Below are 17,987 nucleotides of genomic sequence, written 5' to 3' on the forward strand. Positions count from 1 at the left end.
GAAGGGACCGCATGACCGAGAGAGGCTCTTTCCTGCGCGATCTCGCGCGCGTCAAACCGCTCGAGACGCTGCGGGCCGAGTCCGGCAGGCCGAGCGAGCTGCGCCGCGTGCTCGGCCTTTGGCAATTGACCAGCATCGGCCTCGGCGGGCTGATCGGCGTCGGCATTTTCGTTTTGACCGGCGTGGTGGCGGCGACGCAGGCCGGTCCGGCGGTCTCGCTGTCCTTCCTCATCGCCGGCGTCGCCAGCGCCGCGGCCGCGCTCTGCTACGCGGAATTCGCCGGCATGATCCCGGCCGCCGGCAGCGCCTATACTTACGCTTATGCGGTGCTCGGCGAGCTTGCGGCCTGGATCATCGGCTGGGATCTGCTGCTCGAATATGCGCTCGTCGTCGCGGTCGTCTCCATCGGCTGGTCCGGCTATCTGCAGGCGCTGCTCGGCCAGCTCGGCCTCGCTCTGCCGGTCTGGGCCTCGGGCGCGGCCGGAACGGGGGAGGGCAGGATCGTCGATCTCGCGGCCATATTGGGCGCGCTCTTCGTCGCCGGCGTGCTCGTGCTGCGCATCGAATGGGGCGCGCGCTTCAACGCCGTCATGGTGGTGGTGAAAACGGCCGCGGTTCTTCTCGTCGTCGCGGTGGGGTTGCCGCATGTGCGCGTCGAGAATTGGACGCCCTTCATGCCTTTCGGCTTCGGCGGCGTCGTCGAGGGCGCTGCGGTCGTGTTTTTCGCCGTCTTCGGCTATGACACGCTGACGACAGCGGCCGAGGAGGCGAAAGACCCGCAGCGCCAATTGCCGCGCGCAGTGCTGCTCTCCCTCGGCGTCGCACTCACGCTCTATGTGGTGATGTCGCTCGTGCTCACCGGCATGGTGCGCTACGACACGCTGAACAATCCGGCGCCTGTCGCCACGGCCTTGACCGCCGTCGGCCTGCCCTGGGCGACCTTCGTCATCTCGGTCGCGGCGGTCGCGGGCATCATCAGCGTCATGCTGGCCTTTCTGCTCGGCTGCGCGCGCATCTGCTTCGCCATGAGCCGAGACGGATTGCTGCCGACCTGGCTCTCACATGCACATCCGCGCTTCCACACGCCGCATCGTCCCACGCTCGTCATCGGCGCGTCGACGGCCGTCGTCGCCGGGCTCTACCCGATCCGTGAAGTGGCGGAGCTCGTGAATATCGGCACGCTTTCGGCTTTCGTCGTCATCTGCATTTGCGTGATCGTGATGCGGCGCACGCGGCCGGATGCGCCGCGTAGCTTTCGAACGCCGCTCTCGCCCTGGACACCGCTGGTCGGCGTCGGCTTCTCGCTCTGGCTTCTCTCCAAACTGCCCGCGGCGGCCTGGGAGCGCTTCGCGATCTGGATGGTTCTGGGGCTGATCGTTTATTTTTCCTATGGGCGGCGGCGCAGCAAATTGGCGCGCGCGAGATCTGCCGACGTGTAGCTTGAAAATTCACGACGCCCGCTTCAGATAATTGAAAATTGGTCCGTGCGAACGGCTGTTGTCTCGTCGCTCGGAAGGATCGGATTGCATGAGCGAAGTCGCGGGCGTAACCTCGACTGTCGAGGGCAACGACAAGATCGCCGAGCTCGAGGCGGAGCTCGCGGGCGTAAAAGCCGAGCTGCGCGCCGAAAAAGACCGCTATCGCGAGCTGCGCCATCGCGTGCGCAACGATCTTCAGGCTCTGGCGACATTGATCTCCGCGCAATCACGGCGTCTCGAGAAGCCGGAAGGATGCAGCAATTGCGCCATGCGCCTGCGCAGCGCCGTGGAGCTTCACAATGCGCTCGACGAGGACGACGAAGCAGAAATCTGCATGTCCTCCTATCTCTGGGCGCTCTCCGAAGCGCGACGCAAAGCCTTCGACGATCGTATCGTCGGAGAGACGATCGCAGACGAGGATATTTTTCTCGACTATCGCCGCGCGCAATGCGTCGGCCTCGTCTATGTCGAAGCGGTCACCAATGCGATGAAGCACGCATTTCCAGGCGAAGCGCATGGCGAAGTGAAGGCGCGCCTGCGCCGTATCGGCGACCGGCTCGAGCTGACGATCGCCGACAATGGCTGCGGTTTCGACCCCGCGAATGTGGTGAAGGGCGATGGGCTTCAGCTGATGCGAGGTCTCGCGCGGCAACTGAAGGGAGAAGCTTTTTTCGAGCGTCTTCCGCAGGGCGCATTGGTGCGGCTCGATTTCCCGGAACATGTGGGATGAAGCGCGTCACTCGGCGCTTTCCGCTCGAACGGAATCGTTCGAGCGATGAGAATTCTCTCCGAACGAAAAAGCGAGAGCGTTTCCAGCCGAAGTGGATGCCGGTTCGGCGTTGGAAACGCGTCAAAAGTCTAGAGTCTTCCGATCGGATCGGAAGCTAGCCGTAGCGGATCGCCTCTCCGTTCAGCGCTCTCGCCACTCCTTTCGGGCGCGGCGCATCCGATGTTCGCGCGACGAGGCGAATGCGCCGTGTCGAGCCCGGAGAAAGATGCAGCCAATTTTCGCGAGGGAGATAGAATTCGTCGTCGACCGCCACTGACTGCGCGGCGACGTCCGTCGTCAGGGCGAGGATGAATCCATCGTCGTCTTCTTCGATCTCGGCTCGCAGTCCGAGTTGCGATTTCACCGCGCTCCGTCCGAGCGGAAAATGGAAGGCGTCGAGCTCGACGCCGTCTCCCGCGCCGATGAAGCGCGCGACAGTCAAGTCATGCGACGGAGGACCGAAATTATAGGCGAGCGCCGTGTCGAAAAAGCCGCCCCAAAATTCCGCATCGCGCAATGTCGCGACGCTATGCGGCTCGACCGCGACACTGCGGCTCGCTCTCATCACCGGCACATGGCCGTCGCGGAAGCAGGCGAGCGATATCTCACCCTCGACGCGCTGTGGATTGTCATTGCGCAAATGGACGAAGAGGCCGTTGACGCCTTCGTCGGTCAAAATGAGAGACAGTGGGCGAAAGGCGCGCTTCAATGCGTGACAGGCGGATTTCGGCTCGCCATGCACGTCCACGACGCCCCAGCCGGCGCCGGGCCACATATCCTTGAAGAACCAGACGATAGCGCCATGCGTCGTGGAGCCGCCGCGCCGCCATTCGCCGATCGCGGCTTCCATCGTCTCGGCGACCGCCGCGCGCGCTATGTCGAGATAGAGCTGCGGATCGCTCTCGCGCAGCGTCGCTGGATCACAGCCATAGAGCAGGCGCATGTAATGCTCGGTGACGTCGCCGAATGTTTGTGTCGCGCCCATGTCGCGTGCGACGCGCGCGGCGAAGAGCGGCGAGGCGAGTGGCTCGTCTCCGAAGTCGCGGCGAAGCGCGGCGTCGTCCGCTATATTCGCGAAGCCGAGACACTCCGAGGCGAAACGCACATTGGCGCGACGCGCGTCATCGAGCCCGCGTCGATAGGCGCCGACGCCATAGTAATGCGACACGCCCTTGTCGACATGGAAGGGCAGCGGCCCGCCGGAGGGCGAATTCTCTACATAGATCGTGTCGGGCCGGCTTTCTCTGACGAGCTTCGGCAAAATTTCGTCGAAGAGCGGCGACCGCCATTTGGATTCCGCGAGGCCGAGCATGGAGGCCTGCTGATAGACTTCGCTGCCGCCGCAGAGCACAGCGAGCGACGGCGAAGATCGCGTGCGCGCCAGAAACTCCGTCGCTTCTCTCTCGACGCTGGCGCGGAAGGCCGCATCCTGAATCGGATAATCGAAATTGGCGAAGGCGAAATCCTGCCAGACCATAATGCCGAGCTCGTCGCAGAGAGCGTAGAAATCATCGCTCTCATAGAGCGTGACGCCCGGAACGCGAACCATATTCATGCCGGCGTCGCGCATGGCGCGCAGCAGCGGCGCGCAATCCGCTTTTTCGCTCGCCAGCGATACGACGTCGGCCGTGGTCCAGCAGGCGCCGCGGCAAAACACGGGAATATCGTTCACGCTCAGCGCGAAGCCCGCGCCATCCGCGCCGCGATCGACTCGGATGTCGCGAAAGCCCGTGCGGCCGAGATCGATGCGGCGGTCGCCTATATGCGCCGTGACCGCGTAGAGATGCGGCTCGCCATACGTATGCGGCGTCCAGAGCGTCGCGTCGGGCAGAGGCAGATCGGCCGCGATGCGATTGTCCGACAGGCGCTCGAAGCGCGCTTCCACATCGCCACAGCGCAGGCGCGCCTCCGCATCCACGACGCTCGAGAGCTCGAGCGCGACGCGCAGGCTCGCACCATGTTCGCGCACAGCGGGACGCATGTCGACGTCGAGCACACGCAAAGCGCCATGCTCGATCAATTCGACCGCGCGCCAGGGCCCGACGGGCGGTGTCGGCGGCGCGAAGCCGGGCAGGCGGCCGAGCGCAGTCGTGCGTATGTGGCGCAGGCCGGCCGGCGTGATCATGCGCGGCCGCCAGCGCGCGCGTCCGCTTTTCGTCGCGATCTCGCGCTCCACGGAACGGAAGCGGATGTGAAGATCATGCGCGCCGGGCGTCTCGACCTCTATGCGATGCGAATGGAACATATTGTCCGAGCGCAGCGTGAGCCGTCCGTCGAGATAGACGTCTGCGAGAGTGGCGAGGCCGTGCAGCCGTAATTCGGCGGGCGCCGAATTGGTGAAGGAGGTCTTGTACCAGACGTCGAGCGCGTCCAGCGGCGGCAGATCGTCGAAGCTCGCGCCCTCTTCGATCAGCGCTTGCGCGAGCGTGCCGGGAACGCGCGCGGCGCGCCAGCGCGCTTGCGCGGGAATGGCGGCCGGCTCCATCCATTCGCCGGCTTCGTCGATCGTGAAAGACCAGGCGGCGTCGAGACGCCGCCGCTCTTCTCCTTGGACGCTCACGCGCATAAGCGAGCCTTTAGCGAAGCTTCGCCGAGAGACCTCCGAACAATCCGTCATAGACGTCGGCCAATTGGTCGAGCGTCTCGCGCGGATCGAAGCTGCGCTTGCGCGAAGAGGCGCGCGCCGCTTGGAACTGCAGCGCTTTCGCGCCGGCGGAAATGCGTCGGCAGGCTTCCGCCTCCGCGGCGAGATCGCCGTTTGCGCGCAGCCAGTCGAGATGGCTGCCGAGCAGTTCGAAATTGGCGCCGAGCTGGCGGAAGGTGTTGAAGGCGAGGCTGTGGAAGAAGCAGGGCGGGCGGGCCTCCAGCACGCTCCACAGCGCCGGGAAGCGCGCGGTGAAGGCGCGGATCGGATTGTCGAGCGGACGGCGCGCGAAATGCTCGCTCGCGAGCGCTTCGGCGGCGCCGCGAATATCCGCATGCGCGCGCTCGCGGTCGAAGCGCACGAATTCGGCGTAAGGAAACAGCGCCGATGGATCGCGCTTCTCGCCGGCGCGGCCGAAGATCGCGTCGAAGTCTTCGCCGTCCAGCGCGAAATATCCGTCATTGTGGAAATAGTCGATCCGCCGTGCGACGAGATCGATCTCGGCGACGCCGATCGTCGTCTTGGAGTGATCGATGCGATAGGTGACGCCGCGCGTGTCCGGCAGATGATAGCCGTCCACTTCCACCATCACCACGCGGCCGCGCGCGGTCTGGCGCGCGATATGATCGTCGAGCCGATCATAGAGCGCGAGCTCCTCGACGCGCAGGCCGTAGAGACGCTCGAGATCGGCGAGGCGCGGCTTGAAGAAGGTGAACTGATCTTCTTCGCAGTCCTGCGCCAGCGTGAATCCGAGCATGGCCTCGGGCTCGAAGCCGCGCGTGGCGACGAGCTCGATCATGAGATCGACATAGCAATTGGTCTGCGGCCAGTCGCGCTCTGGATGATGCAGCGCATGGCGGAAATGCGGCTTCGTCGGCTCTGGCGACGAAAGCGCAGCGTCAGAGAGAGAGAGCAGCGCGGACTGAGGTCGGCCAGCCATTGGTGTCGATCCCGTGATGTTTGAACAAGGCGAGCGCGAGGCGCTCCATGCCGAAGCCGACGCAAGCGGTGTGCGCCGTCTCGCCCGAGGCGGTCTTGATGCCCCAGAGCTCGCCGAAATGATCCTGATGATAGTTGAAGCTCTGGCAGGCGGTCGGATTTTCCGCGCTCTCGATCGGCACGAGCAGCTCGAATTTGAGCGCCTGCTCGCGCTGGCTCGACGCCATCATGCGCCCGGCGCGGCCGAAGAAGGGATCGTTCGCCACATCGATATGATGCGGCAGCTCGAGCCTCTCGGCGAAGTCGCGGGCGCGCTCCAGCCAGGATTCGCGGAAGGTCGCGGCTTGCTCCGGCAAGCCGATGCGGACGAATTCGCGCATGCGGAACATCTGCATGCGCGCCGGATCCTTCGACGGCTCGTGGCGGAAGCAATAGGACTGGATGTCGAAGAGGCCGCCCTCGGCCGCGAGCGAACCGCGCCGCGCGACGATCGGATAGAGCGGATAGCAGGCGGCCGGAGTGAGAACGATGTCGGTCGCAGCTTGTCCGCCGGTCCAGTCGCCGCCATTGTGAATATTGTCGAGAAGGGCGAGATGGTCCTTCTCGCTTCCCGCGAAGCTATGCACCGTGCCGGCGAGCTGCGGGAAGTTTTTCATATAGCCGCTCTTCTCGAAGAGCGCGCGATTCATGCCGGGCGGAAAGCGAATGATCTCGGCGTGATCATCTGCGCCGAAGCGCGTGATCAGTCGGTCAATTCCGTCTATGACCGCCTCGAAGGATTGTCCGCGGCCGTAGAGTCCATCGACGCCGGTCTCATGCAGCACGCCTTTGGCGAAGAGGCGATCCATGAAGCTGTCGCAGGCCTGGCACATGATCAGTCTCCCAGTCGCTGGTCGATGCGCTGCGCGAGCAGCAGAGTGGACAGATTGGTGAAGATGCGGTCATTGGAGATCATCACCTGCGCCGAGAGCGCGTCGCGCATATGACGGCCGACGCTGAACGGCGTGTCGTTCTTGTAGCCGGCGATGCCGGCGATCAGCAGCGCGTGATTGATGATCTCGATCGAGAGCTGCGACGAGCCGATCTTGATGTTGTTCATCGCCACGGCGAAGCTCATCGAGTTGAGATCGTCCTCGTTCTGCTGCGCCTTGGCGAAGCGCTTCAGCCCTTCGACGATATTGACGCGCATGAGCTGCAGCTTGTTCGCGGCCTCGGCGAGGCGCAGCGCGCCGGGAGCCGGGCCGTTGGGATGGCGACGCGCATCCTTGCGCACGAAGGATTGCGCGCGCGAGAGCGCGTCCGAGGCGACGCCGAACCACACTGCGCTCCACAGCAGATGCGCGGTCGCGAGCATGGATTCCGAGGCGATCTCGGCGAAGTCATGGGTGAAGATCTGCTCGACGGGAGCCTCGCCGCTGAAGGTGAAGCCCTCGCTGCAGGTGCCGCGCATTCCCAGCGCGTCCCAGGAGCCGGTTCGCTCGAGCCGATATTGGCTCTTCTCGAGCACGGCCATTTGCTGATCGGATGGCGGCGCGTCCGAGGCGCGGCGCGCCGTGACGAGTATCGCGTCCGAATAGGCGCCATAGGAGATGAGCGCGCCCTCCTTGGCGATGCGGAAGATCGCGCCGTCGCGCTCGAATGCGCAGATGCTGTTGCGCATATTGCCGCCGACGCCGCCTTCCGTCGTCGCGGAGCCGAGCAGCAGCTGCTCATCGGCGACGCGACGCATGAAGGCTTCGTGCCAGGCGCTGCCGCGGCCATGCGCAATGAGGCTCGACGCCTTGATCTGATGCATGGCGAAGATCATCGCCGTCGAAGCGCAATGCTGGCCGAGCGAGGTGCAGATCTCCGCGACATCGGCGAGCGAGGCTCCGCCGCCGCCGAATTCGATCGGGATCAGCAGCGAAAGCAGGCGCGCGTCTTTCAGCGCCTGAACCGCTTCGATCGGGAAGCGGCCATTGCGGTCGACATCGTCGGCGTGGCGGGCGGCTGTCGCAACGACATTCGCTCCGTGATCGAGCGGCGCATTCATCAGGCGGCTTCCTCACCCTTGAGCTCGTGCAGGCAGCCGGCGATCGCGGAGATCGAGGAGAAGCTGCGACGATTGAGCATGCGATCGGGGAATTCGATGTCGAAGGTCTCTTCGAGCGCGAGCATGAGCTGCACGGCCGCGAAGGAGGTGAGGCCCGTCGCATATAGATCGGCGTCGTCGCCGATCGTCGCGGCGGCGACGGACAAACGTCCTTGTTCGTCGACGAGTCGTCTAATCGTATCGAGCATCGTTATCTCCATCGACCAAGCTCTAGTTTCATCGTCACCATACGCTCTTGCGGAGCATTTTCAGCTTAATTGCCGCTCGTTGGTGAACAGTTTGCGGATTTGATCGTTGCCAAATTCGTTCCGTAAAATTTGACCCGTTTCGGAAAGAATTCCGCGGCGATTTGCGTGAAAATGATACGCCGCTATGATGGACGGGACACTGACGAGACACTCGAGGCGTCCCGTTTTCTGTCACGCCCCACGCAGCCGAGCGAATCGGCGCCGCGGACCCTATTTTCGACATGAAGAGGATGAATGAGAGAGAGGGGTTTAAGAAACGTTAACCATGAAATGGAACAGTCGCGTTCAACGCGAATGCGGGGCTCTACTCGCTTGTTCGACGTCGGAACGGAACTCGCGTGATGTTGGATTATGAATCGGGGTCGAAAAGCCTCGCAGAGCGTGAACGTCCTGCGGTCTCGGACGCGCCGCGCCCGCGCTCCTCGGTGACGCCGGGAAGAGTGATCGCGCTCGCTCTCCGCAACAAGCTGTTCATCCTCGCCGTCGCGCTCGCCTGCGCGGCGGGCGGCTATGCGCTGACCAAGCTGTTGACGCCGCGCTATGTCGCGGCCGCGCAGATCTATCTCGATCCGCGCGGGCTTCCCGGCCTCGAGGGCGACAATCAGGGCCAGGATTCGACCGGCTTCATCAATTTCGTCGAGACGCAGACGCGCATCTTGACCTCGCAGGTCGTGCTGGAGCGCGTCGTCGAGGCGGAGAAGCTCACCGAAGATCCGGAGTTCGGCGCGTCGAGCTCCTTTTTCGGCAAGCTTTTCGGTCGGTTCGGCCGCACGCCGACGCCGGAGGAGAATGTCGCGGGCGCGGTGCGCGCGCTGGGCACCAAGATCATCGTGCGGCGCCCGGAGCGCACCTTCATCATCGATATCGCCGCGACGAGCGACAATCCGCAGAAGTCGGCGCGCATCGCCAATGCTGTGGCGCAGGCCTATATCGACGTGCGCGCGGCCATGCATTCGGACGCGGCGCATCAGGCGGCGACCTCCTTCACCGGGCGGCTCGACGGATTGCGCGAGCGCCTGCTCGTCGCCGAAAAGGCGGTCGAGGCCTATAAGGCGGAAAATGGTTTCGTCGGCACGCGCGATTCCTATATCGGCGAGCAGCGGCTCAAGGAGCTCAATCAGCAGCTCACCTTCGCCCGCACGCGGCTCGAGGACACGCGCTCGCGTTTCGAGCAGGCGCAGCGCGCGGCGCATTCGGACACCGAGCTCGCCGCCATCGCGGCCAATATGAACCTCATGACCTTGAACGCTCTGCGCGGACAGCAGGCGGAGGCGGCGCAAAAGCTCGCCGATCTCTCGGCGGAGCTCGGGCCGCAGCATCCGGTCGTCAAAAATGCGACGGCGCGGCTCGCGGAGACCAGGCGGCTCGTCAGCACGGAGCTCGCGCGCGTCGCCGCATCTTTGCGCAAGGATTACGAGCGGGCGCGCGGCACCGAAGAAGCGCTGAACCGGGAAATGCAAAAGCTCGAGGGCAAGGCCGTCGTCTCGGCGCAAGCTTCTGTAAAGCTTCGCGATCTCGAGCGCGAGGTCGAGGTCAGCCGCACCATCTACGAGTCCTTCCTCACGCGTTCCCGCCAGACCGGCGAGGCGCGTCAGCTCGACGCCGCCAGCACCCATATCATCACAATGGCGACGCCGCCGATCGCGCGCAGCTTCCCGCCCGGCGCCGGGCTGATGACGAGCGCGGGCTTCGTCGGCGGCCTCACTTTGGGTCTCGGTCTCGCCTTTCTGCGCGAGCGTGGATTCGGCGGCTTCGACCCGGAGGAGGGGCGGCGGCGCGACATGGAGGCCGCGCCTTTGCGCGTCGCGGTGACCGATGCGACGAAGTTCACCGTGCGCGGGCCATCGGCGGCGCAGGACAAGCTCGAGCTGACGCGACTCGGCATCCCCTTCGTGCGGCCCTTCGCCGATCGCCGAGAGCTCGAGGCGGTGGTGTCTCGTTTGTGCGCTCTCGTCGAGGAGAGCGCGGGGCGGCCGCTCGTCGTCGGGCTAGTCGGAGATGCGCCGGGCTCGATCCGCACCGTCATGGCTGTCAATATCGCTCTGGCGCTGCGGCTTCAGAATCTCGAGGTCGCGCTGGTCGACGCCGATCGCGACAATGCGGCGCTCACCGTGCTCATCGAGGATGGTCTCGAGGCCTTCGGCGACGCCGACGATCCTTTCGTGCGGACAGACGACAGCGTGCTGCTGGCGTTGCCCGCGATCGATCGGCGCTCGCGCGCGGGCGCGGTCGAGCGCATCGTGGACGGGTTCCGCAACGGCCGTCCTGCCGCGGTCGACATCGTGCTTTGCGACGGCGTCGGATTGGACGAGACGATGTTCGAGCGGCTCGACTGGGTGGCGCCGGTGCTCGGCCGCGATCAGGACGAAGAGGCTGCGATCGCCGAGCTTCCCGAGCCGCTGCGCGCCAAGATCGCCCTTATTCTCAGGGTCGATCACAGCGATCCCTGGCTGCCGCGGCGCGACTTTCGGCGACGCTCGGAGGCGCGCAAGACCGCCTGAGGCGGCGGCGGGACGGCGAGCCCTCCGGCTCGCGATCATCACTCGGCGGGAAGAGGCGCGGCTCTCATGGGCTCGGCGTCGAGGCAGGCGGCGACCGCAGCGGCGGCGTCGCGCCAGCACTGATCGTAGAGCGGCGAGAGCGGGCGCGTCGAGCGGCGCTCGGCGCGCGCGAGATATTCGGCGTAGTCGCGCGCATCCGCATCATGCGGGAGCAGCATCAGCGAGCCGTCGGCGATGGCGCGGCGATAGGCGCGGTGATGGTCGAACTCGCCGGCGTCGCAGGGCGCGTTGACGATGACCGGCTTGCCGGACTGCAAGCAGGCGAGCACGCTGCCGCGACGCGAGGTGAGACCTTCCGGAAAGCGATAGAGGAAGCAGTCCACCTCTGCGAACAGCGCGTGAAGCGCGCGAGACCCGTCCACATAGCCGGTCACGAGACAAGCCCCGGAGAGGCCCAATGCTTCCGCCTTGGCGCGAAACTCCTCCTCGACGCGATCGACGCCTTTGACGAAGCCGCCGATGAAGAGGCAGAGGACTGGGTGGCCGGCGTCGCGCAGACGCGCCGCGACATCCAGCACGAAGTCCGATTGCTTCTTGGGGTAGATCGAGCCGAAATGGCCGATGACGATGCGCCCCTCCGCGCGCGCGTCGCGGATGCGTTCGGCGACCGGGGAGGGCCCCTCGGGCTCCGTCGGCGGAATATTGGAGGGGATAGGCGCGATGGCGCTGCGCGTCGCCAGAAGCCGCGTCACGCCGCTTTTCGTGAAACCGTCGCGCACGAAGGGCGAGGAGAAGACGAGCCGCTGCGCGAAGAGGGCGTAGGCGCCGATGACGAGCCTGCGGCGCCAGTCGAGATCGGCCCATTCATGCAGGATGAGGATGCGCCCGCGCCCGCGCAGCAGCGCGAAGACGAGCGCGACGAGAGGCGTCAGCACGACCTTTTTCCAGGCCACCACCGGCAGGTTGATCGCCAGCGCGTCGACCTCGCCGAGGGCGCGCCAGATCGCGGCCCAGTCGCCCGCCGCGCCGGAGACAGGAAGCCGCCGAGCCTCGAGGCCGAACTCGCCCCATCGCGCCGCCACATGGCGCGCGAAGGATTCGACTCCGCAGGGCTGCGTCGTCGTCGAGACCAGGAACAGCGTCTTCTTGCGTTCGGTCGCGCGGATCATGAAAGATTCCCGTCATGCGTCAAAATGAGACAGCAGCGACGCCGCCGTCCTCTCTGGAGCAAGAGGCGAACCGTTTCGCTCAGCGGCCGGTCTTCACCCGCGTCCATTCGCGCGTGACGATCTTCTGGATCGGCTGGTCCGGAGCCGTGACCGTGAACAGGCGCTTCATCGTCGCCGCATCCGGATAGATGGCCAGATTTTCGGCGATCTCCTTGCCGACCAGCGGGCGCGAGGCGGCGACGCCATTGGCGAAATTGGTGATTTTGGTGTTGCGGGCGGCGACCTCCGGCCGCAGCAGATAATCGATGAAGAGATGCGCCTCCTCGGGATGCGGCGCATCCTTGGGGATGGCGAGGCTGTCGAGCGACATCAGCGTTCCCTCCTGCGGGATCACATAATTGATCTCGACGCCATTGGCCGCCTCGCGCGCGCGGTTGCGCGCCTGGAAACTGTCGCCGGCCCAGCCGATCGCGAGGCATATGTCGCCATTGGCCAGCGCATTGATATATTCGGAGGAGTGGAATTTCTTGATGTGGCGCCGTAGCCCCGAGAGCAGCTCGGCGGCGCGGCGAATGTCGCCCGGCTCCTTGGAATTGGGATCGAGCTTCAGATAGTTGAGCGTGATCGAGAACAAATCTTCGGGGCTGTCGAGCACATAGACGCCGCAATCGGCGAATTTGCGCAGATTCTCGGGCTTCAGCACCTGATCCCAGGAGGTGATCGGCTTGTCGCCGATGCGCTCTTTGACCTTGGCGACATTATAGGCGACGCCGGTCGTGAACCACATATAGCTCACCGCATGGGCGTTGCCCGGATCGTAGCGGGCGAGGCGCTGCGCGATCTCCGGCCAGAGATTGTCGAGATTTTTCAGCCGGCTCCTGTCGAGCGGCCGGTAGACGCCGGCCTTGATCTGCCGCTGCAGAAAGGTCGCCGAGGGAGCGACGACGTCATAGCCGGCGTTGCCGGCGAGCAGGCGCGTCTCCAATATTTCATTGGAATCATAGGTGTCATAGACGACCTTGACGCCCGTCTCGCGGGTGAAGTCCTCGAGCACGCCCGGATCGATATAGTCGCTCCAATTGAAGATATTGACGATCCGTTCCGCGCTTTGCGCGCCGACGGCGCCGCCGAGCAGAAACAGACATGCGGCGAGGATTCTCATCTCCTTAGGCTCTCCCTCATCGCCCGGCGATTGGTTTCGCCGCTTGCGCGGCGCGCCGCCTCATGGGCAAAATATGTTCTGGCCGCACTCCCGCCGTTTCGAGATGCTCCCGATGGATCTGGCGCGTCCAATCGAAAGTCTGCGTGAACAAAACGCCCGTCTCGTGACGCGCGGCGCGCGCCGTTATCTTCGCGCCGCCGGTTTTTCCGTGCTCGCGGAGCTGCCGCTGCCCGGCGGCCGGCGCGCCGATCTCGTGGCGCTCGGCGCGGATGGCGCGCTGCGCATCGTCGAGGTGAAGAGCTCGCTCGCCGATTTCCGCGCCGATCGCAAATGGATGGACTATCGGCTCCATTGCGACCGCTTTTATTTCGCCATTCCCTGCGATCTTTCCGAGGAGGCCTTTCCCTCGGACTCCGGTCTCATCGTCGCCGACGCGCATGGCGCCATGCTGGCGCGCGAGGCCCCGGTCCACAAGCTCGCGCCGGCGAGCCGCAAGGCCATGCTGCTGCGCTTCGCCAATGCGGCGGCGGAGCGGCTTCATTACGCTCTGCATCGCGACGAGTTCTGAACCGCGCCGCCGCGCGTCATCTCGGCGCGCTCATCTCGGCGCGCGCTTGGCCAATATGCGCTGCAAAGTGCGGCGATGCATGTTGAGGCGCCGCGCGGTCTCCGACACATTGCGGTCGCAGCTCTCATAGACACGCTGAATATGCTCCCAGCGCACGCGATCCGCCGACATCGGATTGTCGACCGCATCCGGCTTGTCGATCTTCGTCGCCATCAGCGCATGATAGATTTCGTCGGCGTCGGCGGGCTTGGCCAGATAGTCGAAGGCGCCGAGCTTCACCGCCGTCACCGCCGTGGCGATATTGCCATAGCCGGTGAGGATGATGCCGCGCGCGTCCGGACGCTTGACCTTGAGCGAGGAGATGACGTCTATGCCATTGCCGTCGCCGAGCCGCATGTCGATGATGGCGAAGGCGGGCGGGGCGGCGTCGACGGCCGCGAGCCCTTCCGCGACGCTCTCCACCGCGGTGACGAGAAAGCCGCGCGCCTCCATCGCGCGCGTGAGCCGGCCGAGGAAGGGCTTGTCGTCCTCCACGATCAGCAGCGAGCGCTCCTGCGGGAGCTCCCCGAGCGCGGCCTCCACGGCCGCGTCGAAATCGGTGTGTTCGGCTGCGCCAGCGTCGTCGATCATGCGTCGTCGTCCTGGTTTGGGGTCGCTCAATATAACATCACGCCGCGTCGGACGAAGGCGTTTGTTGGTCTAAGCCACGCTCACGCCCGGCAGCCTCGCTATTGGCCGCGGACCGCTCGAAGGCGCTGCGCGGCCAGGTTATCGTCACCTTGGCGCCCGTCTGCGGGGCTTGGACATTGGCTGTCGTCACCGTGGCACCGGAGCGCTCGAGCAGCGTCTTGGCGATGAAGAGGCCGAGGCCGAGGCCCGAGCCGGGCTCGTTCTTCGTGCGCCGATCGGTCGGGCGTCCGCTGACATAGGGGTCGCCGAGGCGGTTCAAAATCGCCTGCGAGAATCCCGGCCCGTCATCCTCTATGACGATGACGACGAGATCCTTCGACCACAGCGCCTCTATACGCACGCGCGAATGGGCGAAATCGACGGCGTTCTCGACGAGATTGCCGAGACCATAGACGATTCCCGGATTGCGCGAGAAGCTCGGCTCGTCCGGCGGGCCGCGCCGCGTCAATTCGATGTCGACGCCAAAGGCGCGATGCGGTTCGACGACCTCCTCGAGCAGCGTCTCGAGCGTCTGCATGTCGAGCAGGCCGCCCGTGTCCGCCTGGCCGAGCGAGACGAGCTTGCGTAAAATTTCGCGACAACGCCGCGCCTCCTGCGCGAGCAGCGCGAGATCGTCGGCGAGCGCCGGCGCCGTCGCGGGCGCGGATTTCTGCAGCTCCTTCGTCACCACGGCGATGGTTGCGAGCGGCGTGCCGAGCTCATGCGCGGCGGCCGCGGCGAGTCCGTCCAGCTGTGAGAGATGCTGCTCGCGCTCCAGCACCAGCTCCGTGGCCGCCAGCGCTGTGGACAATTGCCGCGCCTCGTCGGAGACGCGGGCGGCGTAGAGGCCGACGAAGGCCGCGCTCAGCAACAGCGCCGTCCACACGCCCGTGCGATAGAGCAGCGGGAAATGCAGCTCGACGCCCTCGTACCAGGGCAGTGGCTGATATTCGACGGTCAGTATCGTCGCTGCAGCGATCATCAGCACGCCGAGCAGAATGGTCAGCTTGCGCGGCAGCGACACGGCCGAGATCATCACCGGCGCCAGAAACAGCATGGCGAAGGGATTGGCCACGCCGCCGGTGAGATAGAGCAGGGCCGAGAGCTGCAATATGTCATAGGACAAGAGCAGCGCCGCCTCGCCGTCATCGAGGCGAAAGGTGCGCGTCGTGGCGAGCCGCAGCGCCGCGTTGAGGCAGGCCGAGGTCGCGATCGCGATGAAGCTCAGCCCGATCGGGAAATCGAACTGGAAATAGAAGAAGGTGGCGAGCGTCGCTATGGTCTGGCCGGCGATCGCCAGCCAGCGCAGGATGATGAGCGTGTCGACGCGGAGCTGGCGGGCCTGATGGCCGAAATCGGCGTCGGCGGGATTGGTCATGAGGCGACGTGGTCTCGAAAATTGCAGCAGCGCGAGACGCGCGGCATTTCGATTGATAGCGCGTTTCGGCCGCCGTTCGCAGCGATTTTCCGTAGGACTATATGCCGCGCCCCCGCGACGCGCGCCACAGCCGCCATTGCCGCCGCCATTGCGCGGGCTCGGCGATGGTGTGGAAGGGCTCGAAGCCCTTGCGCTCCATTTCGCCGAGATAGAGCGGGATCAAGGCCGCGGGCAGCAAAGCGGCGCGCGCGGGCCCGTCGCCGTGCACCGCGCTCCGCGCCTTTTCGAGATTGTCGCGCGCTTCGCCGCGCAGCTCCGCCAGAGCCCCCGCGACCGCGGGCGTCGCTTTCGCTTCGGCGAAATCGGCCTCGGCGCTATGGCGCGCGAGGAGATCGACGGGGAGGAATCGCTGCCCCTGCGCCAGATGGCGGGGCAGGGCGCGAAGAATCGACGTGAGCCCCAAGGCGCGGCCGGCGCAACGCAGCGCTTCTTCTTGCCGGCTCGCGTCCTGCGCGTCGATGGCGATGGCGCGCCAGCGCATGGGCGCGCCGAAGACGCGGTCGCAATAGGTCTCGAGCGCCGCTAGGCTCTCCATCGGCTCGTCATAGAGGTCGAAGCTATGGGCCTCCAGCAGCTCGACGATTTCCTCACGCGGGATCGCATGGCGGTCGAGCGTGTCGAATAGCGCGTCGGCGACCGGATGGGCGCGCGCGCCCTCGCTGTCGGCGGCGGCTTCCAGCGAATCGTACCACCAGCGCAGGCGCATCTCGCCGAGAATCGGCTGTGAGACGCGCGCGCGCACGCTGGCCAGCTCGGCGGCGAAAGCGCCGATCGCATGGAGATGCGGACGCGCGCTCGCCGGCGCGAAGAGGCCTGCGAGCCAGAGGTCCAGCTCCTGCTCGCGCAGCGCCGCCTCGCAATGGCGATAGTGATCCGCGAGCTCCGTCTCGCGCTTGGCGGCGGCGTCGTCCATGGGTGGAAAAACCTCGTCGGCTCACACCACGATCAGCACGGCGGCGACGCGCCGATCTTCGTCGAGCAGCATATTATAGGTTCGCACCGCCGGCCCAGTGGCCATGGCCTCGACCATGATTCCCGCTTGCCTCAACCGGGCGCGCAACGCCGCCGACGGCGGCCGCAGATTTTCGCCGGCGCCGAAGATCAGCAATTCGACGGCGTCGGCCGGCTCGGCGAAGAGCGGCGCGAGGACCGCTTCATCGATCTGCGCCGCCGCGACCGCCTCCAGAGCGTGAATTCCGGAGGGCAGAGCGAGCAGCGAGCCGCGATGCGACATCTCCGCGAAGCGAAAGCCGCCGCCGCCATAGCTCTCGATCCTGTGGCGGCCCGGAACGAAGCCTCGACCCAGCTCGGCCATATCGGGCGGCCGGCCTCAGGCGGCTTTGGGCTTGGCGCGGGTCGTCGCTTTCGCGGCGGCCTTGCTCGGCGCGGCTTCCGGCGCCTTGTCGGTGTCCTCGTTGCGCAGGCCGAGATAGATCAGCATGGGCGAGCAGATGAAGACCGAGGAATAGGTGGCGACGAAAATGCCCCAGATCATCGCGAGCGAGAAGGAGCGGATCACATGGCCGCCGAAGATCGCCAGCGACAAGAGCGCAAGAAACACCGTCGTCGCGGTCATGATCGTGCGCGGCAGCACGGCGTTGATCGAGAGATCGATCATCTGATCGGTCGGCATTTTCTTATATTTGCGCATCATCTCGCGAATTCGGTCGAGCACCACCACGGTCTCGTTCAGCGAATAGCCGACGATGGTCAAAATGGCCGCGATGGAGGTCGTGTTGAACTCGAGCTGGGTGAGCGAGAAGAAGCCGACGGTGAGCAGAAGATCGTGCATCGTCGCGATGACCGCGCCTATGGCGAATTGCCATTCGAAGCGGAACCACAGATAGGTCAGCACGGCGACGATCGACAGAACGACGCCGAGCGTGCCCGACTGCACCAGCTCGCCGGAGACGCGTGGACCCACCACCTCGACGCGGCGCAGCTCGTAGTCGCCGCCGACGGAATTGCGGACTTTCTCCACCGCGGCCTGCTGGGCGGCGTCGCCGCCCGTCTGCGGGCCGAAGCGCAAAGTCGCATCGGAGTCATTGCCGAAGGACTGCACCTCTATGTCGCCGAGATCGAGCTTCTCGAGGCCCGTGCGCAGCGTCGCGATCTCGGCGTGGCCGGATTTGGCGCGCAGCTCGATGACCGTGCCGCCAGCGAAGTCGATGCCGAAATTCATGCCGATGAAGACGAACAGCACCACAGAGCAGATCGAAAGAACCGCCGAGAAAGGATAGCTCACGCGGCGGAACCGCATGAACGGGAATTTGGTGTTCTCCGGGGCGAGACGCAGCAGCTTCATATCTG

16 protein-coding genes are annotated in these 17,987 nt (G+C 65.4%); 4 read left to right on the top strand and 12 right to left on the bottom strand.

Features of this window, described 5'->3' with window-relative positions; translation table 11 throughout:
• Positions 1-11 precede the first annotated feature (11 nt).
• Both IY145_RS18285 and IY145_RS18290 read left to right on the top strand, forming a co-directional pair.
• Positions 12-1,439, top strand: a complete 1,428-nt coding sequence (locus tag IY145_RS18285) for an amino acid permease (protein ID WP_196409512.1) — start codon at positions 12-14, stop codon at positions 1,437-1,439.
• A gap of 88 nt (positions 1,440-1,527) precedes the next feature.
• Positions 1,528-2,208, top strand: a complete 681-nt coding sequence (locus IY145_RS18290; RefSeq protein ID WP_196409513.1) for a sensor histidine kinase — start codon at positions 1,528-1,530, stop codon at positions 2,206-2,208.
• Between the two features lie 154 nt (positions 2,209-2,362).
• On the opposite strand, the gene IY145_RS18295 is transcribed toward IY145_RS18290, so the two are convergent.
• Genes IY145_RS18295 through IY145_RS18315 form a run of 5 tightly spaced genes read right to left on the bottom strand, consistent with a single transcriptional unit; the run spans position 2,363 to position 8,110 of the window.
• On the bottom strand, positions 2,363-4,813 hold the full coding sequence (locus IY145_RS18295) for a glycoside hydrolase family 2 protein (protein WP_196409514.1): 2,451 nt from the start codon (positions 4,811-4,813) through the stop codon (positions 2,363-2,365).
• 10 nt (positions 4,814-4,823) lie between these two features.
• A complete protein-coding gene (locus IY145_RS18300) occupies positions 4,824-5,831 on the bottom strand; it encodes a DUF1839 family protein (protein ID WP_196409515.1) in 1,008 nt (335 codons plus the stop codon).
• Positions 5,791-6,702, bottom strand: coding sequence for an amino acid--[acyl-carrier-protein] ligase (locus IY145_RS18305; protein ID WP_196409516.1), 912 nt, complete (start codon positions 6,700-6,702; stop codon positions 5,791-5,793). Before IY145_RS18305 ends, IY145_RS18300 begins: the two co-directional genes overlap by 41 nt.
• 2 nt (positions 6,703-6,704) lie before the next feature.
• Positions 6,705-7,862, bottom strand: a complete 1,158-nt coding sequence (locus IY145_RS18310; protein ID WP_196409517.1) for an acyl-CoA dehydrogenase family protein — start codon at positions 7,860-7,862, stop codon at positions 6,705-6,707.
• Positions 7,862-8,110, bottom strand: coding sequence for an acyl carrier protein (locus tag IY145_RS18315; RefSeq protein WP_196409518.1), 249 nt, complete (start codon positions 8,108-8,110; stop codon positions 7,862-7,864). The genes IY145_RS18310 and IY145_RS18315 overlap by 1 nt, the downstream gene beginning before the upstream one ends.
• 401 nt (positions 8,111-8,511) lie before the next feature.
• Between IY145_RS18315 and IY145_RS18320 the strand changes: the two genes are divergently transcribed.
• On the top strand, positions 8,512-10,671 hold the full coding sequence (locus IY145_RS18320; RefSeq protein ID WP_196409519.1) for a GumC family protein: 2,160 nt from the start codon (positions 8,512-8,514) through the stop codon (positions 10,669-10,671).
• Between the two features lie 38 nt (positions 10,672-10,709).
• Here IY145_RS18320 and IY145_RS18325 read toward each other — a convergent pair whose 3' ends face one another.
• Together IY145_RS18325 and IY145_RS18330 are read right to left on the bottom strand one after the other, a co-directional pair.
• Positions 10,710-11,840: a glycosyltransferase gene (locus IY145_RS18325; RefSeq protein WP_196409520.1), complete on the bottom strand. Its 1,131-nt coding sequence runs from the start codon at positions 11,838-11,840 to the stop codon at positions 10,710-10,712.
• Positions 11,841-11,919: 79 nt separating this feature from the next.
• Entirely contained in the window at positions 11,920-13,002 is a 1,083-nt protein-coding gene (locus IY145_RS18330; RefSeq protein WP_196409521.1) for a polyamine ABC transporter substrate-binding protein, read from the bottom strand.
• Positions 13,003-13,114: 112 nt separating this feature from the next.
• Here IY145_RS18330 and IY145_RS18335 point away from each other — a divergent pair, with 112 nt between their 5' ends.
• A complete protein-coding gene (locus IY145_RS18335) occupies positions 13,115-13,570 on the top strand; it encodes an MmcB family DNA repair protein (protein WP_196409522.1) in 456 nt (151 codons plus the stop codon).
• 30 nt (positions 13,571-13,600) lie between these two features.
• On the opposite strand, the gene IY145_RS18340 is transcribed toward IY145_RS18335, so the two are convergent.
• From IY145_RS18340 to secF, 5 genes are all read right to left on the bottom strand, one after another.
• Positions 13,601-14,200: an ActR/PrrA/RegA family redox response regulator transcription factor gene (locus IY145_RS18340; RefSeq protein ID WP_246722093.1), complete on the bottom strand. Its 600-nt coding sequence runs from the start codon at positions 14,198-14,200 to the stop codon at positions 13,601-13,603.
• Positions 14,201-14,237: 37 nt separating this feature from the next.
• Positions 14,238-15,617, bottom strand: a complete 1,380-nt coding sequence (locus tag IY145_RS18345) for an ActS/PrrB/RegB family redox-sensitive histidine kinase (RefSeq protein WP_196409523.1) — start codon at positions 15,615-15,617, stop codon at positions 14,238-14,240.
• A 97-nt stretch (positions 15,618-15,714) separates the two neighbouring features.
• Positions 15,715-16,590 carry a squalene/phytoene synthase family protein gene (locus tag IY145_RS18350; protein ID WP_196409524.1) on the bottom strand — a complete coding sequence of 292 codons (876 nt, stop codon included), beginning with the start codon at positions 16,588-16,590 and terminating at the stop codon, positions 15,715-15,717.
• A gap of 21 nt (positions 16,591-16,611) precedes the next feature.
• Positions 16,612-16,992: an Mth938-like domain-containing protein gene (locus IY145_RS18355; protein ID WP_196409525.1), complete on the bottom strand. Its 381-nt coding sequence runs from the start codon at positions 16,990-16,992 to the stop codon at positions 16,612-16,614.
• 15 nt (positions 16,993-17,007) lie between these two features.
• Positions 17,008-17,982: a protein translocase subunit SecF gene (secF, locus tag IY145_RS18360; protein WP_196409526.1), complete on the bottom strand. Its 975-nt coding sequence runs from the start codon at positions 17,980-17,982 to the stop codon at positions 17,008-17,010.
• Positions 17,983-17,987 lie beyond the last annotated feature (5 nt).

The sequence above is a fragment of the Methylosinus sp. H3A genome, from assembly GCF_015709455.1.
Taxonomy (GTDB): domain Bacteria; phylum Pseudomonadota; class Alphaproteobacteria; order Rhizobiales; family Beijerinckiaceae; genus Methylosinus.

Coding starts and splice junctions, on each gene's coding strand:
- IY145_RS18285 (WP_196409512.1), top strand. CDS start 12: ATGACCGAGAGAGGCTCTTTCCTGCGCGATCTCGCGCGCGTCAAACCG.
- IY145_RS18290 (WP_196409513.1), top strand. CDS start 1,528: ATGAGCGAAGTCGCGGGCGTAACCTCGACTGTCGAGGGCAACGACAAG.
- IY145_RS18295 (WP_196409514.1), bottom strand. CDS start 4,813: ATGCGCGTGAGCGTCCAAGGAGAAGAGCGGCGGCGTCTCGACGCCGCC.
- IY145_RS18300 (WP_196409515.1), bottom strand. CDS start 5,831: ATGGCTGGCCGACCTCAGTCCGCGCTGCTCTCTCTCTCTGACGCTGCG.
- IY145_RS18305 (WP_196409516.1), bottom strand. CDS start 6,702: ATGTGCCAGGCCTGCGACAGCTTCATGGATCGCCTCTTCGCCAAAGGC.
- IY145_RS18310 (WP_196409517.1), bottom strand. CDS start 7,862: ATGAATGCGCCGCTCGATCACGGAGCGAATGTCGTTGCGACAGCCGCC.
- IY145_RS18315 (WP_196409518.1), bottom strand. CDS start 8,110: ATGCTCGATACGATTAGACGACTCGTCGACGAACAAGGACGTTTGTCC.
- IY145_RS18320 (WP_196409519.1), top strand. CDS start 8,512: ATGTTGGATTATGAATCGGGGTCGAAAAGCCTCGCAGAGCGTGAACGT.
- IY145_RS18325 (WP_196409520.1), bottom strand. CDS start 11,840: ATGATCCGCGCGACCGAACGCAAGAAGACGCTGTTCCTGGTCTCGACG.
- IY145_RS18330 (WP_196409521.1), bottom strand. CDS start 13,002: ATGAGAATCCTCGCCGCATGTCTGTTTCTGCTCGGCGGCGCCGTCGGC.
- IY145_RS18335 (WP_196409522.1), top strand. CDS start 13,115: ATGGATCTGGCGCGTCCAATCGAAAGTCTGCGTGAACAAAACGCCCGT.
- IY145_RS18340 (WP_246722093.1), bottom strand. CDS start 14,200: ATGATCGACGACGCTGGCGCAGCCGAACACACCGATTTCGACGCGGCC.
- IY145_RS18345 (WP_196409523.1), bottom strand. CDS start 15,617: ATGACCAATCCCGCCGACGCCGATTTCGGCCATCAGGCCCGCCAGCTC.
- IY145_RS18350 (WP_196409524.1), bottom strand. CDS start 16,590: ATGGACGACGCCGCCGCCAAGCGCGAGACGGAGCTCGCGGATCACTAT.
- IY145_RS18355 (WP_196409525.1), bottom strand. CDS start 16,992: ATGGCCGAGCTGGGTCGAGGCTTCGTTCCGGGCCGCCACAGGATCGAG.
- secF (WP_196409526.1), bottom strand. CDS start 17,982: ATGAAGCTGCTGCGTCTCGCCCCGGAGAACACCAAATTCCCGTTCATG.